The organism is Clostridium sp. FP2, assembly GCF_011065955.2.
GTDB lineage: Bacteria > Bacillota > Clostridia > Clostridiales > Clostridiaceae > Clostridium_AD > Clostridium_AD tagluense.
The window spans coordinates 2,219,428-2,242,740 of record NZ_JAAMNI020000001.1 but is presented as its reverse complement, the minus strand read 5'-3'; the positions used below and the strand labels follow the sequence as shown (position 1 = coordinate 2,242,740).

The window sequence follows — 23,313 nt, the reverse complement described above, 5'->3', positions numbered from 1 at the left end:
TAATGAAATACAGCTTTCGTAAGAAATAAAATATTATATTACAAGAGGATTACCTACTGTTTGGACTTTTAACAGATTAGTTGTTCCAGATATACCAACTGGCCCTCCAGCTGTTATTACAATAATATCTCCTTCTTCAACTAATTTAATGGCCAAAGCTTGTTGAACTCCAAATTCAAACATTTCTTCAACGTTTAAAGCTTCCCTAACTAGTAATGGAATTACTCCCCAAGAAATACATAATTGTCGTAGAACCTTTGGCTTTGATGTAGTTGCTATTATGGGACAATTTACTCTAAATCTAGAAATCATTCTAGCAGTTTGTCCAGATTGAGTTGGAGAAAGTATTGCAGTTGCCTTTAACTGCAGTGCAATTGCACAAGTTGCATAGCATATAGCATTTGTAATATCTTCCACCATGTTAAATTGCATTGCAGTTAATTTACTGCCATAATCAATAGATTTTTCTGCCATTTCAGCGATTCTAACCATAGTTTTCACACTCTGAATAGGATAATTACCAATAGCACTTTCACCTGAAAGCATAATTGCGCTAGTTCCATCATAAACAGCATTTGCTACATCACTAGCTTCGGCTCTAGTAGGTCTTGGATTTTTAATCATTGAATCTAACATTTGAGTTGCTGTTATTACTGATTTACCACTTTCATAGCATTTTTTGATTATCATTTTTTGAACAATTGGAACTTCCTCTGTAGGTAATTCTACACCTAAATCTCCTCTTGCTACCATGATACCATCTGAAACCTCTAATATTTCATCAAAATTACTTACGCTTTCTCTATTTTGAATCTTTGAAATTATCATTATATCCTGTCCACCATATCTCTTTAATATTTCTCTCACTTCGGTTACATTCGAAGCCTTTCTTACAAAAGAGCAAGCTATAAAATCAAATTCATTTTCTATAGCAAATTTTATATCTTCGATGTCTTTCTCCGTTATTGAATGTAAATGGGTGTCTATTTCAGGAATATTTACTCCTTTGTTATTACTTATGACTCCACCATTTAATATTTTGCAATGGATGTCCTTACCCACCACCTCTTGTACTTCTATTGCTACAAGTCCATCATTTATTAATATTCTTGTGCCAACCTTAACATCCTTATATAATTTCTTATGTGAAATAGTTGCCCTATCTTCTGTCCCTAAAATATTTTCATTTACAAGTACAAATTCATTGTTCTCTTGTAATATTACTTCACCATTTTCAAATTTACCTAATCTAATTTCAGGCCCTTTTGTATCAAGCAATAATGGAAGTGGGATGTTTAATTTTTCTCTAACCTTTTTTACCCTATCCACTCTTGCCTTATGTTCTTCCTGAGTACCATGAGAAAAATTTAACCTTGCTACATCCATCCCGCCCAGTATTAATTGTTCTAATAAATTCTCATCATCTACCGCTGGTCCTAAGGTACATACTATTTTAGTCATTCTCATTGTTTATTAGCCCCTTTCATTGGTGTATAATCAGCAAAGTGCTGGTTTACATGGGTTTGTAGTGATAAATTTAAAGGTAAACATAAAAACTGCTACTAATTAATATGGAGTCCAAAATAAATTAATTTGTATTATTCTAGAAGTGTTTATAAATCATAATTTATTTATGAACTAAATATATCATAAGTTTCAATTATAAGGAATGGAGTAAATCAAATAAAAAAATTATATTTTAATATGCCTTATTCAAACATTTTTATTATTGAATCTTTAATCAATCCTTCTTTTACAATGTATGGAATGGTTATATGGTCAGTTCCATTATGCGTTTTGTTAAATTCCGCAGCAGTTTCAATTGAGTGTTCATTTCTTGCCCATGAACGTCTCGCAATTCCACTCATAACATCCCAGGATAGTGCAGATTTAATTATCTCATCTGCTTTATAACTTCCATCAAGTACTAATCCAAATCCGCCATTTACTGCTTTTCCTATTCCCACTCCACCACCATTATGAAGTGCAACAAAACTCATTCCTCTTGCCGCATTACCAGCAAAACATTGAATAGACATATCTGCCATAACATTACTTCCATCTTTAATATTAGATGTCTCTCTCAATGGAGAATCTGTACCACTCACATCATGATGATCCCGTCCCATCATAACAGGTCCTATTTCTCCTTTTCTAACCATATCATTAAATCTTAATGCAATTGTGATTCTTCCTGTAGCATCCTGATATAATATCCTTGCCTGAGTTCCTACTACAAGATTATTTTTCTCTGCATCCTTTATCCAATTATAGTTATCCCTGTCCTGATACCTTCTGTTTGGATCTATACATTCCATTGCAGCATAATCAGTTTTTATTAAATCTTCATTCTTTCCACTTAAGCAAACCCACCTAAAAGGTCCATAACCATAGTCAAATAACTGTGGTCCCATTATATCTTCTACATAAGATGGGAAGATAAATCCATCCTTATCATCTCTTTTATTCTTGGATATTTCTTTTACTCCTGCATCATATACAGCTTTCATGAAAGAGTTCCCATAATCAAAAAAATAGGTTCCTCTATCAACAAGTGTTTTTATTAATTCAAAGTGTCTTCTTAAGCTTTTATCCACTAATTGATTAAATGTTTTTCTATCTCGTGCAAGCAATCTTGTTCTTTCCTCAAAAGTTATACCATGTGGACAGTATCCTCCATCATATGGAGCATGGCATGAAGTCTGATCAGTTAATAAATCAACTTTAATGTTATTTTGAGCTGCATATTCAAGCAAATCTATTATATTACCACAATATCCTATGGACATAGGCTCTTTCCTTGCTATGTGCTCATTTGCAATTTTAAACACTTCATCCAAATCTTCTGAATACTTCTTAACCCACCCTTGCTCAATTCTTGTGTCTATTCTTGATTTATCAACTTCAGCTATTATTCCCACACCGTTTGCTATCTCAACTGCTTTTGCTTGAGCACCACTCATTCCCCCAAGTCCTGAACTTATAAATAAATGCCCTCTTAAATCTCCATCATTTGGAATACCTAATTTTAATCTTCCTGCATTCAAAAGGGTGTTATATGTTCCATGTACAATTCCTTGAGGTCCAATATACATTAGGCCCCCTGCTGTCATTTGCCCATAATTTGCAACACCCATCTCTTCGGCTATTTCCCAATCCTTCTGATTATCAAACATGCCTACCATAAGTGCATTAGTTATTATTAACCTTGGTGATTCAGGCCTGGATTTAAAAAGTCCAAGTGGATGTCCAGATTCCAATACAAGTGTCTGATCCTGCGTCATTACTTCAAGGTATTTTTTTATCAATTGATACTGCATCCAATTTTGAAATACACTTCCTGTCTCTCCGTATGTAACAAGTTCATATGGATATAATGCTACTTCAAAATCCAGATTATTTTCTATCATTACCTGAAAAGCCTTGCCCTCTATACATTTCCCTTTATACTCATCTATTGGTTTACCATAAATTCTTTCTTCTGGGCGAAATCTGTACCCATATATTCTCCCTAGTTTTGTCAATTCTTCTAAAAATTCAGGTATAAGTTGTTCATGATACTTTTCAGGAATATAACGAAGTGCATTCTTAAGTGCAATTTCTGTCTGAGCCTCTGTTAAATGGAATCCTCTACTCGGAGCCCTTCTTATTCCTTTTGCGAATGTAGGCATCTCTGGTAGGTAGTCATCTAACTTTACTGTCATAGCTTCTGAAATTTCAAAATTATCTAACATAAAACATCCACCCTTCAATTTATAGTTTTATTTACTCTGTTTATTGCAGAACCATCCAAACAAAATAACAAAAAAAAATTAGCTACAAAACAATACACGTAATGATTGACTGTATCTTATTCATATTAATCACCTCAATACATATTATTCTGCATATATCCAAATATTACTTTTTTTATTTATTTGAAATTAATTGTAAAATCTTCATCCCACTCCTTTTAAATAGTGAATTAATTGAAAACAATACTGCACTGGGTTCCCCTCAAATGCAGTATTGTTGTATATAGAGATTTCTTTTAAGCTACTTTATTTTTTACAATAAATTTCAATTCCATCTCTAGCTATCTGTTTTTCAATATTCTCATTTAATGAGTCTAAAAAAACAATATCACAAGAGTATACTCCTATTACATCATTAATTTCTTCTACAATAGTTCCTTTACTCTTCCCTATAAAGCCAATACATAGATCTATATCTGAATTTATATTTTCTGCTGCTTTTGCTCTTGATCCAAATATTATGACTTTTTCTATGTTAATGTTATTTTGGAAATAATAAATCAAGCTTTTATATACTTTTTTATCTATTCCATACATATCACATTACCACTTTTGATAAATTACTTAATAAATCTTCTATGACACCCGTATAATCACTTATTATCTTATTTTTAATTTCTTCATAATCTTGCTCATCATAGATATGCGCTGTAGAGTTTCTTGATAGTAAAATGTCATTCCAAATTTCTATATCATTGATTAACCCTTCTTTGAATGCTTGCTTATAACACCCTCTTGGATTGTTTATTTCCAAACCTGAAGCCTTAAATATCTTTGATAGCAACTTCCAAGTTAAATCTTCTAATGTTTCGTATTTTTTAATAATAGAATCTCTATATACTTCCGTTGTTATATCATCTGGATCTTTTATACTATTAAAATTATCTATAATATTCTTTAGATGAACTAGCATTCTATATGTGTAATTATATGTTAATTTTATTGATTCATCGTATTTATCTAATATTCCCATAATATTCAATCACCCTTTCTAAATTATATATATTATTTTACCATATATAATTCCATTTGAAGCTAAAAAATTATTACATCTTGATAGCCTTTTTATCATTAATTAATCAAAGTATTTTTCTTACTTCAAAAGTTCTTCATAATTATTTTTTATTATTTTAAATACAGTTTCACTGAATCCAGATTCCAACTTTAGCGACGGAAAACCTTTTAGTGTATCATTTATAATTTCCTTTATCACTTCTAAATCAATCTTAGGTATATCATAATTATGCTCCTCTAATATTGGTTTATAATTATTTCTTGTAAATGATGTTGAATACCATGTATTTTCTAAGCCACTATTATTAAGAACTCCAGATAATCCTAAATTATTATCAAAATTTGGTGCAAGTCCTATTGGTTCTCCATCTTTTCTTAATATTCCAAAATTAAATGTATGTCTATCTATGTTATAGCATAATGCATCCATAAAAGTAATATTCAAAAAATCTTCTATATAACCAAGTTCTTTTATAATACTTATAGAATCATCTATTTCCCAATACTCGCGAACAAAGCTGAACATTGGCTCGAAGTCCACTTCGCAATTATTAGTAAAGTCTTTACTCTTAACTAATGCTCCATCTTCTATAGCTTCATATTTAACAGCATTGAATCCTAAATATATAGCAATATTTGCTATTAATACTTCCGCAAAATTCTCCTTATAAGTACCCTTTTTTATCATATACCAACATCCCTCAATGAGTTTCCAACACTTCTCAAAACTTCCTATGTTAGTTAATTCAGGACTTATATCTACATCCTTAAAATTTATTTCTGTAGCATTACCGTATAAAGCAATAGTATTTAGTCCATCAGATAACCTACTTCTCACATCATTATAAGTTATATCTTCATCCATCCATTTTAACCAATAGCTATCCGTAATACTTATAGCTCTAGCTTTAATAACTATTTCCTTAGGAACCTCTGATCTAACACTTAATCTACGCCTTACTTGCCTTGAGTTTGTCCTATGAGTGTCTATAACTCTAGTTTGTAGCCATGCTTCTAATGACCCTGCATTCTTATTTATCATTATTACTGGTAATAAATTGTCATCCAAAGACTTTATGAACTCTGTGTCTTTTATTTCAGCAATTTGTTTGTCCTTATACATCAAATATCCAGTAAAATTATATTCTTGATTTTTTGAATATTTATTTGCTATGTTTATTAAATCTACTTTTTTCATATAATTCCTCCATGATTTAATCGATATTATAATTCTCTTATATTATATTATAACCAAGCTTTGCATTTTAAACAACGACTAATCGAGCACTTAATCCAACCCCACTTATATGAAAATAGGAAGATTTTAATAAAATAGCTTAATTTTCATGTAAAAAAATCACGCTAAGATAAGCGTGATTTTTTTATTAAATACATAATTCCCGGTATTATCTTTTATCTTTTTTCGACCATATTTTTAAACCTATAAGCAATCCAGCCCCAATTGTAGATGCAATGCCTGTATATATGGCTACTTTACCTTTGGTTGTTTTATTTTTTGGAGGTTTAACTGTCTTGTGATAATCTTCCATCAAATTTTCATACTGTTTCTTGTTGATATTTCCTATACCTATGCCCATAACTTTACAATTCATAGCTGCAAAATAATTAATTTTTTCTGCTATGTAACAGTTAAATGTATGTATTTTCTGAGGTGTTGAACTTCCATCATTCCATAATTCAACTCCAAATAATTCTTCATATATAAATTGATGTTGAAAAACAACTAAAGAGTAATTACCCCGTTTTGAGTGATATATATTGATATATCCATTTTTTGCAATTAGATTGTCAATTTTTCCTTTGTATAAAACTAAAATATTCTTGGATGAATTTTCATTCTTGATCTTATCGAATAATTCTCTGCCATCAAATGAATAAAATAATTCAACACTAGTTATATTATTTTTCACTAATGCTAGTTTGATTACCTCAATATATGAATCAATGTATTGTATATCTTCTGGAAGTTTATTTTTATAATCATTTATTACATTTTGAGTTTTTTTATTAAATATACCATTGATAAATTCCATTTTTATACACCTCTCTTTTTCCTTATCAGTTTTGTTAGTCTTATTAGTTTATCATATTTTGCCCTCTTTGTTTGTTTAACATAACATATATTTTTTTAAATTTTATAAAATACTTTAGAGATTTATAGTTGCTATTTTTATAAAATGGAAAAAGGGAGCTAATTGCTCCCTTTTAATTATAAATTATTTTCGTAAGTTTCTACCATTTTCTTAACCATTTGTCCACCAATTGAACCTGCTTGCCTAGAAGTTAATTCTCCATTGTATCCATCTTTTAAAGTAACTCCAACTTGACTAGCAGCTTCCATTTTAAACTTGTTTAGTCCTTCTCTAGCTTGTGGTACTAATGTTCTGTTTGCCATATAAATTACCTCCTCTTTATTTAATAATGATTTTCATTTGCGTTATTATTTTGTGCATTATTATAAAGAATACCCATAGTAATTTAAGTCTATATTATTAAAATAACATATAAATGATAAATTATGTTAAAAATATTTAGGTTTCATATGCCTATATCTTATTCTTTAAATAGCAAACAATTTACATCCTTACTCGTCTTCTCCAAGTTGCCTTATGTATTCGTATTCCTTTACATACATTAATCTAATTTTTGTTTCTTCTTTACTTAAAGTTTGAAACGCTATCTTATTACCTTGTATTTCAATTAAATCTGCCTCCATTAAGCTGTCATCTTCAATACTGATTCTAAGTTTATATGTATTAGCTACATTTTTATCCCAAGATTCCAGATGTACTGTTTGCATTATTGTATTCCCACATTTTGAGCACTTGATATATAATTGCTGCTGAATTTTTTCAAAGGTTACTTTATTGTTATCGCACTGCTTGCACACGATAGTTCTCTTCATATATAACCACCTCACTACTTATATGTATTAAAGCAGAGATTTAGTACCGATGCTCACTCCAAACTGTCCAAAAAACAATAAAAACCCCTAAATTCAAGGGTTTTCATTTTAACAAGCAATGATTTCCTTAATCATAAACTCTTTTCCACTTAATATCTCCCAGTGCTTACTTGTGCACTTTGGACATACATTATTATTCTCAATGAGATTAAAAACCTTATTGCACTCTTTGCAAATACCATTGCCCGGTAATATCTCAATTTTCAATTCCGTTTCTTGCAACATGGTACCATCTATTGCAGCTGGATAACAGGCTTCAATATATCTAGGGATCATTGATGATAGCTCACCAATTTGAAGAACCAATGTCTGGATTTTTGTTACTCCATTTTTTTGTGCGAAATTTTCAACAGTTTTAACCACTTCCATCAAAACTCCAATTTCATGCAAATAAACTCACCTCCCTTGTCAAAGAGTAAGAACGGAAGAACGCTTGCTCTCCCGTCTTTTACCCTATAATACATTAATTATTCTATGCTATGTCTTTATTTTGAGAATATTTTTTTCACATTTTTCATTGCAATTTTTCCTTGACGCTTGATAACATGTTTTATAACTGCAGGTCTCATATCCTTAAAATCTACACCAGCACTATCATATTTTCTTACCAGTGAAATTGCGTCAAATTTACATTTTGTAGTACAAACTCCACAGCCTACACATTGGTATTCATCTATAACCGTAGCCCCGCATCCAAGGCAACGCTCCGTTTCCTTCTTTATTTGTTCCTGTGTAAATGTAACACGCAAATCTTTAAAAGTTTCTTTTGACTTGCTTCCATCCACGTGAAGTGCTCTTTGCCTTGGCAAGCGGTCATAGCCATCCATGTTTAAGTTTTCTTTATCAAGAGCATGGTATTCTCTCTCTCGACATATAGTTAAATTATCTCCATGAACATAACGATGGATTGAAATTGATCCTTGCTTTCCCAGTGCAATAGCATCTATAGCAAACTTAGGACCTGTTAATGCATCTCCGCCGGCAAATACATCTGGCTCACCTGTTTGGAAAGTGATTGGATCAGCTTTTATTGTCTTATTTAGATTTAATTCTATTTTGGAATCCTCTAATAATCCGCCCCACTCCATTCCTTGACCAACTGAAATCAATACATTGTTTGCTTTAACAATCTTTGTTGTATTTTCATCGAATTTAGGACTAAATCTTTTATTTTCATCGAAGACAGAAATACATTTTTTAAATTCTACACCCACAACATGGCCATCTTCATGAAGAATTCGTGTTGGACCCCATGAGTTGTTGATAGCAATGTCTTCTGACAACGCTTCTTCAATTTCTTCCGGAAGAGCAGGCATTTCTTGTCTATTTTCTAAACAATACATATCTATTTGCGTGGCACCAACTCTTTCTGCAGTTCTGGCAACGTCAATAGCAACATTTCCTCCACCAATTACAATTGCTGGACCTTCCATTTTCAGATCTTCACCAAGACTTACTTTGCGTAAGAAATCTACACCTGTTATTGCTCCGGAAGCACTTTCACCCTCAAGACCTAGATTTCTACCTGCTTGAGCACCAATTGCTACATAAAATGCTTTGTAGCCATCTTCTCTAAGCTCAGATAGGGTAACATCCTTGCCAACTTCAACTCCTGCTTTAAACTCTACTCCTAATTCCTTCAAACTGTCTATTTCTGCATTTACTACTTCTTTTTCTAGTCTGAAGGAAGGAATTCCTAGGGTTAACATACCTCCAAGCTTGTTTTGCTTTTCAAACACTGTTACCTTATATCCTTCAACCGCTAGAAAATAAGCACAAGAAAGTCCTGCAGGGCCTGCACCAATTACAGCAATTTTCCCTGGTCTTTGTGCACATTTTTCAGGTACAAAACGATGCTCTGATTTTAGTTCTTGGTCTGCAATGAATTTTTTAATTTCATCAACAGCAAGGGCTTCATCTACACCAGCTCTTGTACAAGCATCTTCACATTTTCTTGGACAAATACGTCCACAGATTGCTGGGAAAGGATTTTCTTTCTTTATAAGTTCTAGAGCTTCACTATACCTTCCTTGAGATGCCATCTTGATATAGCCTTGAACTGCTATGTGAGCTGGGCATTCAGATTTACAGGGGCTTGTTCCACCATCCTCAACAAATTTACGATTACGATAATTAAAATTCCACTTATCTTTTCCCCACTTTGTATCCCTTGGTGTATCTTTTTCCTTAGGCTCTATAACAGGTTTCTTTGTACATAAATTTTGTCCTAGTGTTGCTGCACTTGCTTGGCAATTTTCTACACACTCTCCACAAGCAACACATTTATCTTTATCAACTACTGCTACATAGTTTGACCTAGACCAATCAGGATTTTTATAGAAGGTTGTATTTCGAAGTCCGAAGCAAGAACATCCACAGCAATTACAAATGGCAAGAGCATTTCCTGGTCCTGATAAATTTGGTATAGAATGTACCAACCCCTCTTTTTCAGCTTGCTTGCAAATAACAATAGCCTCTTCCCTCGTAATTTTCCTGCCCCTTCCTGTACGAATATAGTACTCAGCAGCAGGTCCAAGCTGAATACACATTTCTTCAACAGTATGCCCACAACCCTGACCTATAACTCTCATGGATGTACGACATGAACAATCCGCAACAGAGAAAACTTTATGCTTATTAAGAAGGTTTGCGATTTCTTCATAAGAGGCTCTTCTTGTCTCACCCTCAATAGCAGTTTCGATTGGGATAACTCTCATTACGCCAAGCCCTACTGGAATATTTCCTGCCATTAATCCCCCTAATTTTCTTGTATATTCTTCAAAACACTCAGCAATTACTGGATATTTTGCAACATTTCCTTTGTTTGCAACCATGTATTCCATTACACCAGGAACATAAAGCTCTAGGGAGTACTTATCAATTCCTTCTTCTTCATCTATTTTAACAACACCATCAATTGCCATTTTAAATAGTATTTTCTCTACCTCATCAGTAGCTTTACCGCAAAGACCCGCAATTTCCTTTACACTTTTTGGTTTACGAATCTCAAGCTTAAGTGCTATCTCTGCCATTTCGTCTGTAACAACGGGCTCTAGAATTCTATATTCTGGGTCTGTTGGTTTTACTTTTACTATCCCTCCAGTAATCCCAGCAGCAATCTTATTGGCTAGTTCAAGTACTTTTTTCTTTACCACATTATTCCCCCCCAATTTAATCCATTATTTCATATAATTATGGGTGCTACTTTTCATTCCAATTTTTTACTTCTGTACGTATCCACTGTGTCCATTCATCCATTCCCTCACCTTTTTTAGCAGAAATGGGGATAACCTTAATATTCGGATTCAATTTTTTTACACGTGCTTTCACTGCTTCTAAATCAAAATCAAAATAACCTATTGCATCCATCTTGTTAATTAATAAAACGTCTACAATGGAGAACATTAAAGGATATTTTAGAGGTTTATCATCGCCTTCTGGTATACTTAAAATCATGGCATTTTTTGATGCACCAGTGTCAAATTCTGCTGGACATACCAAGTTTCCTACATTTTCTAAAATAGCGAAGTCAACGTCTTCTGTTCCAAGGCCTATTAACCCTTGCTTAGTCATATCTGCATCTAGATGACACATGCCACCTGTGTGCAATTGGATTACTTTTGTACCAGTCTTAGAAACAGTATTAGCATCAACATCTGAATCAATGTCGGCTTCTAAAATGCCAATTCTCATTTCATCTTTTAAAGCTTCAATAGTTCTTAAAATAGTTGTTGTTTTACCCGAGCCTGGTGATGACATTAAATTCAATAAAAAGGTCTTGTCTTTTTTCAATTGTTCCCTAAGCAAATCCGCCTGCTTGTCATTATCTTCAAACACACTTTGTTTGATTTCAAGAATTTTATATATATCCAAATCAGTACCCCTCCATTTTATATTAATTTTTTTCTCAAGTGCTTATAACTCTGGTCAAGATAAGTATTTATTGTACAACTTCTTCTAAATATTTTTCAATAGACATATAAAAGTAAATCATAACAGCCGACTAAAAATAAATTAGCCGACTGAGATAACTTACCTCTGTATTTATATTGGTTTAGATCATTTTATACCTTTTCAACAAATCTCCAATAACTGTTCCAGAAACCATCTTCATTGTTTTTTCGTTCATAAATTTTTCCATAAATGGGAGGTTCATTTCAGTAATTTTTTTTCCATCCATCATTTTTACTGTAGAATCTAAGAGTCGACGTACATCATAGCATGAATCAAATACCTCCGGAATACCACGATCTATGTCTAGCAATGTATAAACTGCCTCCATAGCTGTTCTAACTGAATACTCGGTTGTAAATACTGTGTCACGAGGTGTGTCAGCAAACTGACCAATGAAAGCAAAGTTTACGCAGCCCTCAGGCACAACCTTAGGTCTGTCACCTTTTGCTCTTGGCATAAAGAATGCAGTAACATAAGGCATCATGCAAGGGATAGAGATTGCAGATTTTGTAGCCATATCATGAATCTCAGATTCAGGCACACCCATATGATAAAGCCATTCCTGGGTAATTTCCACGCCTGTACATTCTCTCATTGGTTTCTTTATATAATTTCCTGGAATCTCGGAGAATAAACCATATACCCAAACTACTAACTGATCTTTTGGTTGAGCTTTAAAGTGAGGTTGTCTATTTACAGTATAGCTCATAAGCCAATTTGAGTCTTTTGCAGTAATGATACCACCTGAAACAACCTTTCCGCTAAATGGGTCACGTTTGCAAATTTTCTCAATATATGGAGGAATTCTGTCATCAAGTGTGGTAATTGTAGAAGATTCCCAGAATGTTTCTTCTGTACTAGTACAGAATTTATCGGGATGACCGAAAGCTGGGTCTTGTTTCGCAATATTTCTCCAAAGCTGCCAACAACCACCTATAGATTTATCAAACTCTGGTGCGTGGTTTTGATCACCTAGGGTAGAATTTTCTGTGCAACTTCCATTAGTAACAAATACTAAATCATTTTTAGTAAGTTCTATAATTTCTTCCTTGTCCTTATGTTTATAAACAATTTCCTTAGCAAGCTTTTTGCCATTTTTAATATCAAAAATAACATTTGTTACCACCGTATCATATTGGAACTTAACGCCATGAGCTTCAAGATATTTTACCATTGGTAGAATTAATGACTCATATTGATTGTACTTGGTAAATTTCAAAGCAGATAAATCTGGAAGGCCACCAATGTGATGAATAAATCTCTGAAGGTAAAGCTTCATTTCCAATGCACTGTGCCAATCTCTGAAAGCAAACATGGTTCTCCAATAAAGCCAGAAGTTAGAATTAATAAGTTCCTCTGAGAACACATCAGAAATCTTCTTATCATATAAATCTTCATCACGACTCATAAATAGTTTAACAAGTTCCATAGAAGCTTTCTCACTTAATCCAAACTTTCCATCGGTATGGGCATCCTCACCTTTATTCATCGTTACTCTCTGCAAAGAATAATTTGGATCTTTTTTATTTAGCCAATAAAATTCATCTAAAACAGAAACATCTTCCGTCTCAATAGAAGGAATAGAACGGAACAAATCCCACAAGCATTCAAAGTGGTTTTCCATTTCACGACCACCACGAATAATAAATCCCTTTTGACTATCATTAATACCATCGCAAGCTCCGCCAGCGATACTAAGTTCTTCAAGAATATGAATATTATCACCTTTCATTTGACCATCACGTACTAAAAAACATGCAGTTGCCAATGACCCGAGTCCAGCTCCAACTAGGTAAGCAGATTTTTTGTCTACATCAACTGGTTTTAAAGGACGTGCAAATGCTTCATAATTTCCATTGCTATAATACATATCAAATACCTCCTATAAACTAATATTCTTAATAACTTGATTATAAAAAAAATTTTGGGACATCACAATAGACAATAAATGCATTTTGTCTAATTATGAGTAAAATGCTTGTGCTTATATTTACTCTGCAAGCGTTTTGATTTCTTTAAATTCTTTCAAATCTGTATAAAGTTCACCAAGATAAGGATTTCTCTTTGTCTTAACTACTTTGTAAATCATGTAAACAAATACTGCTATATTTACAGCTAGTGCTATGAAGCTAAATGCAAATAGTGCCCCTTTATTGTAAGATGACGACACGACAAAAGCACCCTTATCAATAAAGGCTGGGAATGTCTGTGCAAACATACACCATATAGCCAGTGTTTGTGCACGATGCTGTAACCATGCTCCTTTTCCCACTGTAAATGCACAGAGGGTTGGCGCTAGTAACAAAGCAAGACCGCAATACCAAGCATGTCCCGGAAGACAATTATAAGTATAAGCAAAATTCCATAAATCATAGGCTATAATCCAAAACCATAGCATATCAGGCCACAACATATCCTTGCTACCATCTTTTGAAGTCTGTTTCTTTATGCAAATTCCAAACCACCCGGTTATAGCAATGATGTTTAGAATACCCGCTATACCATTCATAAAATTCCAGTTACCACCAAGTACATACATGGCTTCATCTGCTAGAGTCCCCCCACCAGCATACTGAATGCCAACTTGGAAATCACGTATTACTGCCTCCATAATGTTAATTGCAAGAATAAGAGGTGGAAAACATAATATCCATTTTTTATCAGATAATCTCCACTCTTTACCTGTTAATTTATTTTTCCCCTTAAAGTGCCTGATGCACCAAAACCCTATACATCCAGCTGTAGACGAATACACCTTTGCTAAATGGAACCAGTCTGTATAAGTTGTGTCACTTAATACCGTAAACCATAATATTGAAAGTACTATTGGTAAAACAACAAAACTGAACAAGCCAACATATTTAAATCTGCGAGCTACTTCATTAAAGGCAAAGAGCGCTACGAAAACAATTATCCAAACACCCCATACACTTAATGCTGATGCCCCGTTGGCATAGTTGAAATTAAACATATTATCCCCCCTAATATAAATATCTAGTGTTTTATATATCTAGTATTTTATATATCTATTGTATAATTTTTGTCAAATCTATTTCAATAGACAAAAAAATGAAAGTGTCTATTTTATACACTTTCATTTATCTAAAATAATTATTCTTTTATTTCTTCTTCAAATGCAAGAACAGAACGAGGAATACTTCCGGTTATCATGGTCAATAGCTTTTTAAGGAGAATTTCGGGTTCTTCTTCCATGCCTTCACTTACCCAGTCTATAATCAGTCCATTAAACACATGTCTATAAAAATTAACGATGAAAACATGATCTTTATCCTTTAATTTTACTGGGGTTTTTTCAACACACTCATCTACCACATCATCCAATAATCTGGTAGAAAGATTTGTAAAGTAAGTATTAAACTCATACCAATAAGAAGAGTTATATACATGTAGAATCATTTTCGAGTTTTTCTTCAGATAATTCATTGTAGCCAGGAAACCGCCTCCCCAGGTTTCAAAGGTTCTATTTTGAGCAATATCTGTTGATAATTCCTCAAAAAATATAAATTTAAAAACATCCATGATATCAGTAAAGTGATTATAAAAAGTTTGCCTGTTTACATTGCAATGTTCACAAATTTCCTTTACTGTAATTTTATCTATAGATTTTCTGGTTAATAATTGTTTAAATGAGTTAATTATTGCAGTTTTAGCATTCTTTTTCATAGTCTTCTCCTCTAATACAAAAGTAGGTTTTATCTTTTTTCAATTTGAATAATGGAAAAGGTTACCTATAAAGGATTATAACATCAAATCTATATTAATTAAATAATTAATTAACTATTTTTTACTCATTTTCCAGTTTAATATTTTGCAAACACGTTTTCCTATACTACCAAAATGACTTTTCCTTGTATTTTTCATAAACCTATTTTTGAATTGATCCAAAAGCAATTTTACTGTACCTGTTAATTTTCTGGATCTCGGAGGCATTAAATGGTGACGAAGGAACACTCTCACTAGCCTACTCTGGTGTTTTTAAAAAAATAAAAAAAACAGTTGACAAAATTTCTTGTTGTAACTATAATAAGTACAACGGCAGTCGTAATCAAGTCAGTTACATTAATAAATATAACTTAATGATTAAAATTAAAATTGGAGGATGATAAATATGAAAATAGCAATTATAGGTGCAAATGGAAATGTAGGTAAGGTGATTTTGGAAGAGGCCCTAACAAGAAATTATGAGGTTACAGCCATTGTTCATAATCAAGCTAAATATGTAAATGAACAGGATAATTTAAAAATAATTCAGGCAGATGCATTTGATGAAACAAGCTTAGTAAATGCAATAAAAGGAAATGATCTTGTTATTAGTGCTTTTGGTCCAAAGTTTGGAGCAGAAGATAGTTTACTTTCTGTTACAAAAAATTTAATAAATGCAACAAAAAAAGCTTTGGTACCTCGTCTTATCGCTATCGGTGGAGCAGGAAGTCTATATGTGGCTCCTGGCCTTAAATTAGGTGATTCAGAGAACTTTCCTGCTGATTGGAAACCAATTAGCTCAGCACATACTAGTGCCTTAGAACTTTATAAAAATGAAAATGAACTGGACTGGACAGTTTTAAGTCCTGCAGCCCTCTTTGAATCTGGGAGCAGAACTGGAAAATATAAGCTTGGTAAAGATGATTTAATTGTAGATGATAAAGGCGCAAGCAAAATTTCTTTTCAAGACTATGCACAAGCTCTTCTTGACGAAGCTTCAAATCCAAAATTTTCTCGCCAAAGATTTACTATTGGATACTAATATTTTAGGAGGTATAAAAATATGAAAAATAAAATATATTATGTTATGGATACAATGTGTGGATGGTGCTATGGTTTTAGCGATGTTATTACTAGAATCCATAAAAATCATAAAGATAAATATGACTTTGAAATCATACCTGGAGGTATGTGGATAGGTGATGAAGTTAAAACCATGGACACTCGTCTAGGTGAATTTATAAAAACTAGCAATGTTAGAGTAGAGGCCTTAACTGGTATACACTTTGGTGAAGGCTTCAATAAAAATGTATTAGATAGCAGTGATAGAATTCTTGATAGCTTGCCAGGTGCAAAAGCAGTGGTTCTCTTTCAAAAATTAAATAAAGACATGTCCTTTGATTTTGTAAAAAAAATACAGGAGGCTTTCTTTGTAAACGGAGAAGACATGAATGATATTTCTATCTATAGCAAAATTGCCGAAAGTTTTGGTGTTTCTAAAGAAGACTTTGAGAAAAAATTTCTTTCAGAGGAATTGATGGAAGAAACTTTTGAATACTTTAAAAAAGGAGAAAAATTAGGAGTACAGAGTTTTCCAACGATTATTCTTGAAAAAGATAATAAACAAACAATAATAGCACAAGGCTATAGCAATTTTAAGGGACTTGATAAAATTCTATTGGAAGGATAAGCGTCTATGTGATAGTATTGTTTGTGCATAACTCCTAATAGAAAGTTGAAATAATTTTAAATTAGGATTCATAAGCAATAAATAGATAAAAAGGGGTTTTGGTCATGAAAATAAGTAGTCGATTCCCGGTAGCAGTCCATATACTATCTATTCTATCCATTTATGCAAATCCATTGCCCACTTCAGATATGATTGCAGGAAGTGTGAATACCAATGCAGTGGTAATTAGAAGAATACTTGGAATGCTTAAGAATGCAGGTCTTGTTGATATGAAACGCGGAACTGGCGGTTCCTATCTCACTAAACATATTGAAGATATAAGTTTATTAGAAGTATACAAAGCGGTAGACGTAGTTGAAGATGGTGGTTTGTTTCAAATTCATCCAAATCCAAATCCTGATTGTCCAATAGGTGCAAACATTCAATCTGTTATCGAGGTCACTTTGCTTAGTGCACAAGAAGCAATGGAAGACGCTCTAAGAAAGGTTACTATGCTTGATGTTGTTGGCGACATTAACAAAAAAATTCAATAAAAAAATAAAAATCTCAACTTTAAAATAAATTTTTAAAGTTGAGATTTTTTAGAACTTTATAATAGTGTTAAATCATCTCCTGGGTCGCTGTAATTATAGCATCAATTTCTTCTTGAGCTAATATATATATCAATATCTTCCACAATATAGTCCTGTCCTGTGGAGTGAAGCACATCATAAAATGATTTGATATAGCCGAACACATTGTAGTCATTAAAAACTTTGAGTGCAGCTTTACCGGTCATATAATGGGCCTGCTTATAGCTTTCAAGACAAAATACTGTGAAATCAATAGTTCTATCCATGACTTATCACCTCACACCTGCGGAAATGTTATATTTCCGCTATTTCTTTCTTCTAAGAAAAGTTCAAATAATTTTTCCGTGCTGTACTGCCAAACCTTTGTTTCTTCTTGCTCCAAGGTTTCATACAGATGAGAAGAATAAAGATTTATAACACCATCCTTATCTGATAAATTTAATTCAGCCATAATTTTTTCTACAAGAGCAGAACATATGATGGGAAACACAACGTCAAATTTACTTTTCTCCATTACTTTTCCCTCCTAAATCTTCATAATGGTCAAATACGCAAAATCCCAATGATTTCTCCGTATGAAATAGTATCTGATTAAAAAGTTTCTCTACTTTCAATCGTTTTAAGGCTTCTTCTTTATCCAATACACCAGTTTCAAAAAGTTTTACAGTCAAATATACATTATCGTCAGCAACAGGGCCGATTACAACATCATATTCTTTTAGAATTTCTATTCCTCTGCGATTTACAGTGATAAAATCCAGCCATTTTTCATCAGCAGATATAAATTCTATTATATTAAGTTGCTTTCTTGCTTTTTCTATATCAAGGTTATATACTGATAAAAATTTTTTACCTGTATTGTTTCTTAAACTGACTTTTTCCGCCCAGCGATTCGCTTGTTCTTTATTGCTTGTAGTATAAAAGCCTATGCCAAAATCAAGCAGACGATTACTTTGTAAAATTTCTGGTCTTTCCACAACAGCATCACTGCCGTGATAGATATTCACTGTAATCCCTCCAATATCTTTGAGATTATTTTCTTCTCTTTCATAAGTGCAGATAGCATATTTTTATAATGCTTTCTCCTTTTTACTTGTTCTTCATTTTTGTTATCTTTTCTTTGTCTTTGCCTATATAATCGGTTATAATCTTTTTATCATTTCGATATTTCAAATAATAATATTCATTATTGCCTATTTTTTTAATGCTTAAGTTTCCTTTTGTCAGACCTTCTAACTCTTTCGTATAAGTCTCAATCATTTCCGCATTTCTCTTTTGTTCTTCGTATACAACACTCTCCATTATTTCATAATACCTTACCATGGGTCGCCTGACTTATAATATTATAACACATCCAGTAAAAAAAACTCTTCCTTAAGCAACGATTTCCTCTGAAATTAATTAGTTCCCTTTGTTGGACTAGAACCTGTAGTAAAGTAAATTTCCTCTGCTAGTTACATGACACACTTTTCTTTGTCCTTTAACCTGTTGACAAAAATAGAGCCTAAGTGTATAGTGTGTATTAAGAGAATGCACACCATGCACTTAGGAAGGTGATAATGTAATATGAAGATTTTAATTTCAAATATATCTAATATACCCCTATACCAACAAATAAAAGACCAACTAAAAGATATTATTTTTAAAGGTGAGATGTCTGAGGGTGATCCACTTCCATCTATCAGAAATTTTGCCACTGATTTGAAAGTAAGCGTTCTTACTATTCGCCGTGTCTACAATGAATTAGAGCAAGAGGGCTTTATTACAAGTCAGGTGGGCATTGGCACTTTTATTTCTGCTAGTAATTTAGACCTACTTCGTGACTCTAAACGGCGTATTGTTGAACAAAAAATGCAGGACTTAATTCAAACAGCAAAGACGTTAAAAATTTCAAAAGAGGAATTAAATGAAATGATGAATATTTTATATGAGGAGGATGAACAATGAGCAATGTATTAGAAGTATCAGGATTAAATAAATCTTATGAGAAATTTGCTCTTTCTGATCTTAGTTTTTCTTTACAGGAAGATTGTATTACAGGTTTTATAGGTATTAACGGGGCAGGTAAAACAACCACTATACGTACCATTCTTGGTCTTGTAATGAGAAATGCTGGTACTATCAAATTCTTTGGAAAGGATATGGATACGCAGGAGTCTGAGTTAAAAAACCGTATTGGAGTTGTGCTGGATGATGGCTGCTTTTATGATGAATTAACCATGAAAGAAATGAAAAGCATTATTGCACCGGCATATTCCAGGTGGAATGAACGAGATTACAAAACCTATATGGAAGGTTTTTCACTTAATCCACGCCAGAAGATTTCAACACTTTCAAAAGGTATGCGTATGAAGTTCGCATTAACTTTGGCACTGTCCCATGAGGCAGACTTGCTTATTATGGACGAACCTACAAGTGGACTTGATCCCTTAATGCGAAGTGAATTCATGAATATCTTGACAGATTATATGAAACAAGGTGGCAAAAGTGTTTTCTTTTCAACGCACATCACGTCTGATCTTGATAAAATTGCAGATATGATAATTCTTATTAACAATGGAAAAATCTTGTTCGAGGAAGAAAAGGATACATTGATGGATACCCATCGATTAGTAAAAGGTGATAGCAAGGACTTGACTGTTGAAAACAGAAAACTATTCTTAAATATTCAAGAAACAGGATTTGGATTTATGGGTATCACAAATAAGTTATCTCAAGTTCAAGAAAGCATAAAAGACATTTTGGTTGAAAGACCTAGTATAGAAGATATTATGCTCGGTTATGTGGAAGGAGGTGAAAAATAATGCTGTTACATCTTGTTAAAAAAGACTTCTTACTTGTAAAAAGATATTTACCACTTTTCGTGATTTTACCATTTGCTATACCCATTCTTATAATGATACAAGCCTCCCACTTAACACAAGTATCCCAATTTTTGGGGCTTATTGCTTTTGTGTTATCCGTAATTTTTGCGGTGTTTATGTTGTATCAATATGTTTTGATGGCAGAAATGAAATACCCTAAAGCTGAAGCTCTGCTATGTTCTACGCCATATTCTCGCAGTTCTCTTGTAAAAGCAAGATACGTTTTTCTCCTATTGATTTTTGCTTATTGCTGTGTGGCATACAACTTACTCGCACTGCTATTTGCCAAAATTGAATATCTTAATCCATTCAGCTACCTTATTGCTCTGCTGATTTCAGTAATCTTATTTGGCGTATATACACCGCTGCAATATAAATTGGGCTTTGAAAAAACAAAGTATTTCTTCATGATATTAATCATGGGATCGCCATTTTCATTGACTTTATTAATAAAAGCCAATATCAAACTCGATTTTACGAGATTTTCTGCAATGCCTATGTTTGTCCAGTACCTGATACCGATTGTGGCTATAATTGCTATTTTCTTTATTTCTATGAACCTATCTATAAAAATTTACTCAAAAAAAGAATTGATATAACTTATTTGTTTTGAGAAAGGAGAGATATCTATGCAAGCTTTGCCAACACCAGTAGTAATATTATGTGTGCTGTTTCCCTTTGTGTATTTGACTTGTAAGCACTTTAAAGATAACAAAAAAAAATAAAACATTACTGTAAAAATCAACTTAAATTTATATATAGCCTACCAAATTAGTAGCAGAGATTATCAGTAAACTTCTAATCCCTGTAAAGTCTCTGGCACCATGGCTATCAATCTACTATATAAAAAACATTGGAATATCTCAAGCCTCAATATGAATGTAACTCAATTGATATTGTGTTACATTCAACCTATTTAATATAATAATATTACCGCCGTGATAATAATTTCAAATCAATTTTAAAGTAAATTTAAACTACGCAACCCATTAATTCAACAATTAATTTGAATTATAATTTCTAACTAAAATATGGAATACTTGCTAAAAATAAAAGCAGTAGTATTGCTTGTATTAGTCCTTTTATTAGTCCATCTTCCTTAATAACTTTGCTTATTTCCCAACAAAAACAAACTATCGCATATTCAATACAAAACAAAAGCATGGTTACACCAATAAATATGGGTAGTGAATATCCATATATCCCACCCATTTTTAACTCAACATATTTTCCATAAGCTACGCAAAATGCCGTAAAATTCACTTCTGAATAATACGGCATTTTGAATAATTATTTAATTTCATAATATTACATTATCTTACATCCAATGTAGCACTTGTTGAAGTTCCAGTAATTGAATCACTACCGGTTATTACTACTGATTTAAGCGTACTAAGATTAGTACCTGTATTGGCTGTCATTGTAATTATACCACCCTTGGATACAATTGTACCAGCTTCACTTTTGAATTTTACACCATCACTAAGGGTTGAATTTGTAATATCAAATCCATATTGATTAAATACCATATATGTTGTATAACCAATTCCTGTTAAAGGAGCAATTCCTATTTTATCTGAATTTATAGTAATCTTACTGACCCTGGGATTTTCAGTTACATCCTGGGATGTAAACAGTGCTGAGTCTACCTTTTGGCCAGTTAATTTGTCTTTTAATGAAATACTAATTGGTTTATTAACATCAGTAGAAGAATTATAAGTTATTGTACCAGTTGCTGTTGATGGATCTAAGGTTACTGTTGAACTTACAGATGCAACCGCTTCTATTTGGCTAGCTGGAATTTTTTTAGTAATATTAATGTCGTATTTATTTTTAACTTTATATTGGAAAGTAGTTGTGTTTGCCCCAGTCTTTGTTAAATTAGCATTATTTTGAATCTTGTTAGGGCTTGTCATTAAATTAGCTGAGACAATGCTAATATCTGATACTTCTAAAATATCTTCTGCTTTAGCATCACCTAAAGCTAAGGTTGATTTTCCTGATACTCCATTAGAACATACTAATTGTACTATGACAAATTGGTCAGTATCAGAGAAATCATATAGTATTGTACCTGTTCCTGTTAGTGGATCTAAACTTATTGAACCTCCTTTGGAATCTATCCAGAAATTCGTCATCATCTCGTAAGCTGGGATTGCCTTAGTAATATCCTTACCAGCTTTATCTAATATTTTATACTTAAATGTAGCTTTATTTGCTGCTGTTTTTATTAATTTCGTTGAAAGAAAATCAACTTCACCCGCTGGTAAATAAATATTACTACTAATCGGCCCAGATGTTGAATTTGTTTCATTTGAAGCTATTGAACCTCCAATCTCTTGACCATTACTATATTTAATAGTTGAAATATCAACAGAATCTTTATTCACTTGTATCCCACCATCATTTTTTATCCACTTGCTATCCTCTGTTTTTATAAAAATATCACCTTTATGTTTAACTACTGCATCCCTAATTTGATTTTCATTTTTTAAATCATTTGCATAATCTAAAGTATACATATTAGCTCCTATTACCACAGAAAAATTTGGAATATCGGTAAAACTACTTAATCCGTTTGCCATCGCTGGTTTTGACAGCATAACTAGCAATAACATAAACCCCATCATTATAATACTTTTAAAATTTTTCATTAACAGATCACCCCTGTTTTTTATATTTTTTATATATTTTATGCATTCAAATAAAAACGCAA

General features: G+C 32.5%; 26 protein-coding genes. 6 read left to right on the top strand and 20 right to left on the bottom strand.

What is annotated here, in order from left to right; genetic code table 11:
• Positions 1-33: 33 nt before the first annotated feature.
• From pyk to G9F71_RS10710, 14 genes are all read right to left on the bottom strand, one after another.
• Positions 34-1,467: a pyruvate kinase gene (gene pyk, locus G9F71_RS10775; RefSeq protein WP_164948297.1), complete on the bottom strand. Its 1,434-nt coding sequence runs from the start codon at positions 1,465-1,467 to the stop codon at positions 34-36.
• Between the two features lie 242 nt (positions 1,468-1,709).
• Positions 1,710-3,734, bottom strand: coding sequence for a urocanate hydratase (locus G9F71_RS10770; protein ID WP_164948298.1), 2,025 nt, complete (start codon positions 3,732-3,734; stop codon positions 1,710-1,712).
• A gap of 306 nt (positions 3,735-4,040) precedes the next feature.
• Positions 4,041-4,331 (bottom strand): nucleotidyltransferase family protein, encoded by a 291-nt coding sequence (locus G9F71_RS10765; RefSeq protein WP_164948299.1) that lies wholly within the window; start codon positions 4,329-4,331, stop codon positions 4,041-4,043.
• A gap of 1 nt (position 4,332) precedes the next feature.
• On the bottom strand, positions 4,333-4,770 hold the full coding sequence (locus G9F71_RS10760; RefSeq protein ID WP_164948449.1) for an HI0074 family nucleotidyltransferase substrate-binding subunit: 438 nt from the start codon (positions 4,768-4,770) through the stop codon (positions 4,333-4,335).
• Between the two features lie 117 nt (positions 4,771-4,887).
• The gene (locus tag G9F71_RS10755; RefSeq protein WP_164948300.1) at positions 4,888-6,006 is read right to left on the bottom strand and encodes a hypothetical protein; all 1,119 of its coding nucleotides are present in this window, start codon (positions 6,004-6,006) and stop codon (positions 4,888-4,890) included.
• A gap of 208 nt (positions 6,007-6,214) precedes the next feature.
• Entirely contained in the window at positions 6,215-6,862 is a 648-nt protein-coding gene (locus G9F71_RS10750) for a hypothetical protein (protein WP_164948301.1), read from the bottom strand.
• Positions 6,863-7,038: 176 nt separating this feature from the next.
• Positions 7,039-7,224: an alpha/beta-type small acid-soluble spore protein gene (locus G9F71_RS10745; protein WP_258881098.1), complete on the bottom strand. Its 186-nt coding sequence runs from the start codon at positions 7,222-7,224 to the stop codon at positions 7,039-7,041.
• 189 nt (positions 7,225-7,413) lie between these two features.
• On the bottom strand, positions 7,414-7,734 hold the full coding sequence (locus G9F71_RS10740; RefSeq protein ID WP_164948302.1) for a hypothetical protein: 321 nt from the start codon (positions 7,732-7,734) through the stop codon (positions 7,414-7,416).
• Between the two features lie 108 nt (positions 7,735-7,842).
• A complete protein-coding gene (locus G9F71_RS10735; RefSeq protein ID WP_125002162.1) occupies positions 7,843-8,184 on the bottom strand; it encodes a hydrogenase maturation nickel metallochaperone HypA in 342 nt (113 codons plus the stop codon).
• A gap of 95 nt (positions 8,185-8,279) precedes the next feature.
• Entirely contained in the window at positions 8,280-10,949 is a 2,670-nt protein-coding gene (locus G9F71_RS10730; protein ID WP_164948303.1) for an FAD-dependent oxidoreductase, read from the bottom strand.
• A gap of 46 nt (positions 10,950-10,995) precedes the next feature.
• Positions 10,996-11,667, bottom strand: coding sequence for a hydrogenase nickel incorporation protein HypB (gene hypB, locus G9F71_RS10725; RefSeq protein ID WP_164946253.1), 672 nt, complete (start codon positions 11,665-11,667; stop codon positions 10,996-10,998).
• A gap of 181 nt (positions 11,668-11,848) precedes the next feature.
• Positions 11,849-13,618, bottom strand: a complete 1,770-nt coding sequence (locus tag G9F71_RS10720) for an oleate hydratase (protein ID WP_164948304.1) — start codon at positions 13,616-13,618, stop codon at positions 11,849-11,851.
• Between the two features lie 120 nt (positions 13,619-13,738).
• Complete coding sequence (locus G9F71_RS10715) at positions 13,739-14,719, bottom strand: DUF5692 family protein (protein ID WP_164948305.1); 981 nt, start codon at positions 14,717-14,719, stop codon at positions 13,739-13,741.
• A gap of 140 nt (positions 14,720-14,859) precedes the next feature.
• The gene (locus tag G9F71_RS10710; RefSeq protein ID WP_164948306.1) at positions 14,860-15,432 is read right to left on the bottom strand and encodes a TetR/AcrR family transcriptional regulator C-terminal domain-containing protein; all 573 of its coding nucleotides are present in this window, start codon (positions 15,430-15,432) and stop codon (positions 14,860-14,862) included.
• Positions 15,433-15,877: 445 nt separating this feature from the next.
• Between G9F71_RS10710 and G9F71_RS10705 the strand changes: the two genes are divergently transcribed.
• The 3 genes from G9F71_RS10705 to G9F71_RS10695 all read left to right on the top strand — a co-directional run bounded on the left by G9F71_RS10705 (position 15,878) and on the right by G9F71_RS10695 (position 17,694).
• The gene (locus G9F71_RS10705; RefSeq protein WP_164948307.1) at positions 15,878-16,513 is read left to right on the top strand and encodes an NAD(P)-dependent oxidoreductase; all 636 of its coding nucleotides are present in this window, start codon (positions 15,878-15,880) and stop codon (positions 16,511-16,513) included.
• A gap of 21 nt (positions 16,514-16,534) precedes the next feature.
• Entirely contained in the window at positions 16,535-17,161 is a 627-nt protein-coding gene (locus G9F71_RS10700) for a DsbA family protein (protein ID WP_164948308.1), read from the top strand.
• A 104-nt stretch (positions 17,162-17,265) separates the two neighbouring features.
• Entirely contained in the window at positions 17,266-17,694 is a 429-nt protein-coding gene (locus G9F71_RS10695; RefSeq protein WP_164948309.1) for an Rrf2 family transcriptional regulator, read from the top strand.
• Positions 17,695-17,795: 101 nt separating this feature from the next.
• On the opposite strand, the gene G9F71_RS10690 is transcribed toward G9F71_RS10695, so the two are convergent.
• The 4 genes from G9F71_RS10690 to G9F71_RS10675 form a co-directional block, all read right to left on the bottom strand.
• Entirely contained in the window at positions 17,796-17,999 is a 204-nt protein-coding gene (locus tag G9F71_RS10690; RefSeq protein ID WP_125003536.1) for a DUF3791 domain-containing protein, read from the bottom strand.
• An 11-nt stretch (positions 18,000-18,010) separates the two neighbouring features.
• Positions 18,011-18,247 (bottom strand): hypothetical protein, encoded by a 237-nt coding sequence (locus G9F71_RS10685; protein ID WP_125003538.1) that lies wholly within the window; start codon positions 18,245-18,247, stop codon positions 18,011-18,013.
• Positions 18,234-18,740: a DUF3990 domain-containing protein gene (locus G9F71_RS10680; protein ID WP_164948310.1), complete on the bottom strand. Its 507-nt coding sequence runs from the start codon at positions 18,738-18,740 to the stop codon at positions 18,234-18,236. Before G9F71_RS10680 ends, G9F71_RS10685 begins: the two co-directional genes overlap by 14 nt.
• A gap of 82 nt (positions 18,741-18,822) precedes the next feature.
• A complete protein-coding gene (locus tag G9F71_RS10675; protein WP_164948311.1) occupies positions 18,823-19,056 on the bottom strand; it encodes a hypothetical protein in 234 nt (77 codons plus the stop codon).
• 243 nt (positions 19,057-19,299) lie between these two features.
• Here G9F71_RS10675 and G9F71_RS10670 point away from each other — a divergent pair, with 243 nt between their 5' ends.
• The 3 genes from G9F71_RS10670 to G9F71_RS10660 are packed head-to-tail and all read left to right on the top strand — an operon-like array spanning position 19,300 to position 21,196.
• Positions 19,300-19,680 (top strand): GntR family transcriptional regulator, encoded by a 381-nt coding sequence (locus G9F71_RS10670; protein WP_164948312.1) that lies wholly within the window; start codon positions 19,300-19,302, stop codon positions 19,678-19,680.
• Positions 19,677-20,537, top strand: a complete 861-nt coding sequence (locus G9F71_RS10665; protein ID WP_164948313.1) for an ABC transporter ATP-binding protein — start codon at positions 19,677-19,679, stop codon at positions 20,535-20,537. The genes G9F71_RS10670 and G9F71_RS10665 overlap by 4 nt, the downstream gene beginning before the upstream one ends.
• Positions 20,537-21,196, top strand: a complete 660-nt coding sequence (locus G9F71_RS10660) for an ABC-2 transporter permease (RefSeq protein WP_164948314.1) — start codon at positions 20,537-20,539, stop codon at positions 21,194-21,196. The genes G9F71_RS10665 and G9F71_RS10660 overlap by 1 nt, the downstream gene beginning before the upstream one ends.
• 421 nt (positions 21,197-21,617) lie before the next feature.
• Here G9F71_RS10660 and G9F71_RS10655 read toward each other — a convergent pair whose 3' ends face one another.
• On the bottom strand, positions 21,618-21,878 hold the full coding sequence (locus G9F71_RS10655; protein ID WP_164948315.1) for a hypothetical protein: 261 nt from the start codon (positions 21,876-21,878) through the stop codon (positions 21,618-21,620).
• A 32-nt stretch (positions 21,879-21,910) separates the two neighbouring features.
• A complete protein-coding gene (locus tag G9F71_RS10650) occupies positions 21,911-23,251 on the bottom strand; it encodes a hypothetical protein (RefSeq protein ID WP_164948316.1) in 1,341 nt (446 codons plus the stop codon).
• Positions 23,252-23,313: the final 62 nt, after the last annotated feature.

Coding starts and splice junctions, on each gene's coding strand:
- pyk (WP_164948297.1), bottom strand. CDS start 1,467: ATGAGAATGACTAAAATAGTATGTACCTTAGGACCAGCGGTAGATGAT.
- G9F71_RS10770 (WP_164948298.1), bottom strand. CDS start 3,734: ATGTTAGATAATTTTGAAATTTCAGAAGCTATGACAGTAAAGTTAGAT.
- G9F71_RS10765 (WP_164948299.1), bottom strand. CDS start 4,331: ATGTATGGAATAGATAAAAAAGTATATAAAAGCTTGATTTATTATTTC.
- G9F71_RS10755 (WP_164948300.1), bottom strand. CDS start 6,006: ATGAAAAAAGTAGATTTAATAAACATAGCAAATAAATATTCAAAAAAT.
- G9F71_RS10750 (WP_164948301.1), bottom strand. CDS start 6,862: ATGGAATTTATCAATGGTATATTTAATAAAAAAACTCAAAATGTAATA.
- G9F71_RS10745 (WP_258881098.1), bottom strand. CDS start 7,224: ATGGCAAACAGAACATTAGTACCACAAGCTAGAGAAGGACTAAACAAG.
- G9F71_RS10740 (WP_164948302.1), bottom strand. CDS start 7,734: ATGAAGAGAACTATCGTGTGCAAGCAGTGCGATAACAATAAAGTAACC.
- G9F71_RS10720 (WP_164948304.1), bottom strand. CDS start 13,618: ATGTATTATAGCAATGGAAATTATGAAGCATTTGCACGTCCTTTAAAA.
- G9F71_RS10715 (WP_164948305.1), bottom strand. CDS start 14,719: ATGTTTAATTTCAACTATGCCAACGGGGCATCAGCATTAAGTGTATGG.
- G9F71_RS10710 (WP_164948306.1), bottom strand. CDS start 15,432: ATGAAAAAGAATGCTAAAACTGCAATAATTAACTCATTTAAACAATTA.
- G9F71_RS10705 (WP_164948307.1), top strand. CDS start 15,878: ATGAAAATAGCAATTATAGGTGCAAATGGAAATGTAGGTAAGGTGATT.
- G9F71_RS10700 (WP_164948308.1), top strand. CDS start 16,535: ATGAAAAATAAAATATATTATGTTATGGATACAATGTGTGGATGGTGC.
- G9F71_RS10695 (WP_164948309.1), top strand. CDS start 17,266: ATGAAAATAAGTAGTCGATTCCCGGTAGCAGTCCATATACTATCTATT.
- G9F71_RS10690 (WP_125003536.1), bottom strand. CDS start 17,999: ATGGATAGAACTATTGATTTCACAGTATTTTGTCTTGAAAGCTATAAG.
- G9F71_RS10685 (WP_125003538.1), bottom strand. CDS start 18,247: ATGGAGAAAAGTAAATTTGACGTTGTGTTTCCCATCATATGTTCTGCT.
- G9F71_RS10675 (WP_164948311.1), bottom strand. CDS start 19,056: ATGGTAAGGTATTATGAAATAATGGAGAGTGTTGTATACGAAGAACAA.
- G9F71_RS10670 (WP_164948312.1), top strand. CDS start 19,300: ATGAAGATTTTAATTTCAAATATATCTAATATACCCCTATACCAACAA.
- G9F71_RS10665 (WP_164948313.1), top strand. CDS start 19,677: ATGAGCAATGTATTAGAAGTATCAGGATTAAATAAATCTTATGAGAAA.
- G9F71_RS10660 (WP_164948314.1), top strand. CDS start 20,537: ATGCTGTTACATCTTGTTAAAAAAGACTTCTTACTTGTAAAAAGATAT.
- G9F71_RS10655 (WP_164948315.1), bottom strand. CDS start 21,878: ATGCCGTATTATTCAGAAGTGAATTTTACGGCATTTTGCGTAGCTTAT.
- G9F71_RS10650 (WP_164948316.1), bottom strand. CDS start 23,251: ATGAAAAATTTTAAAAGTATTATAATGATGGGGTTTATGTTATTGCTA.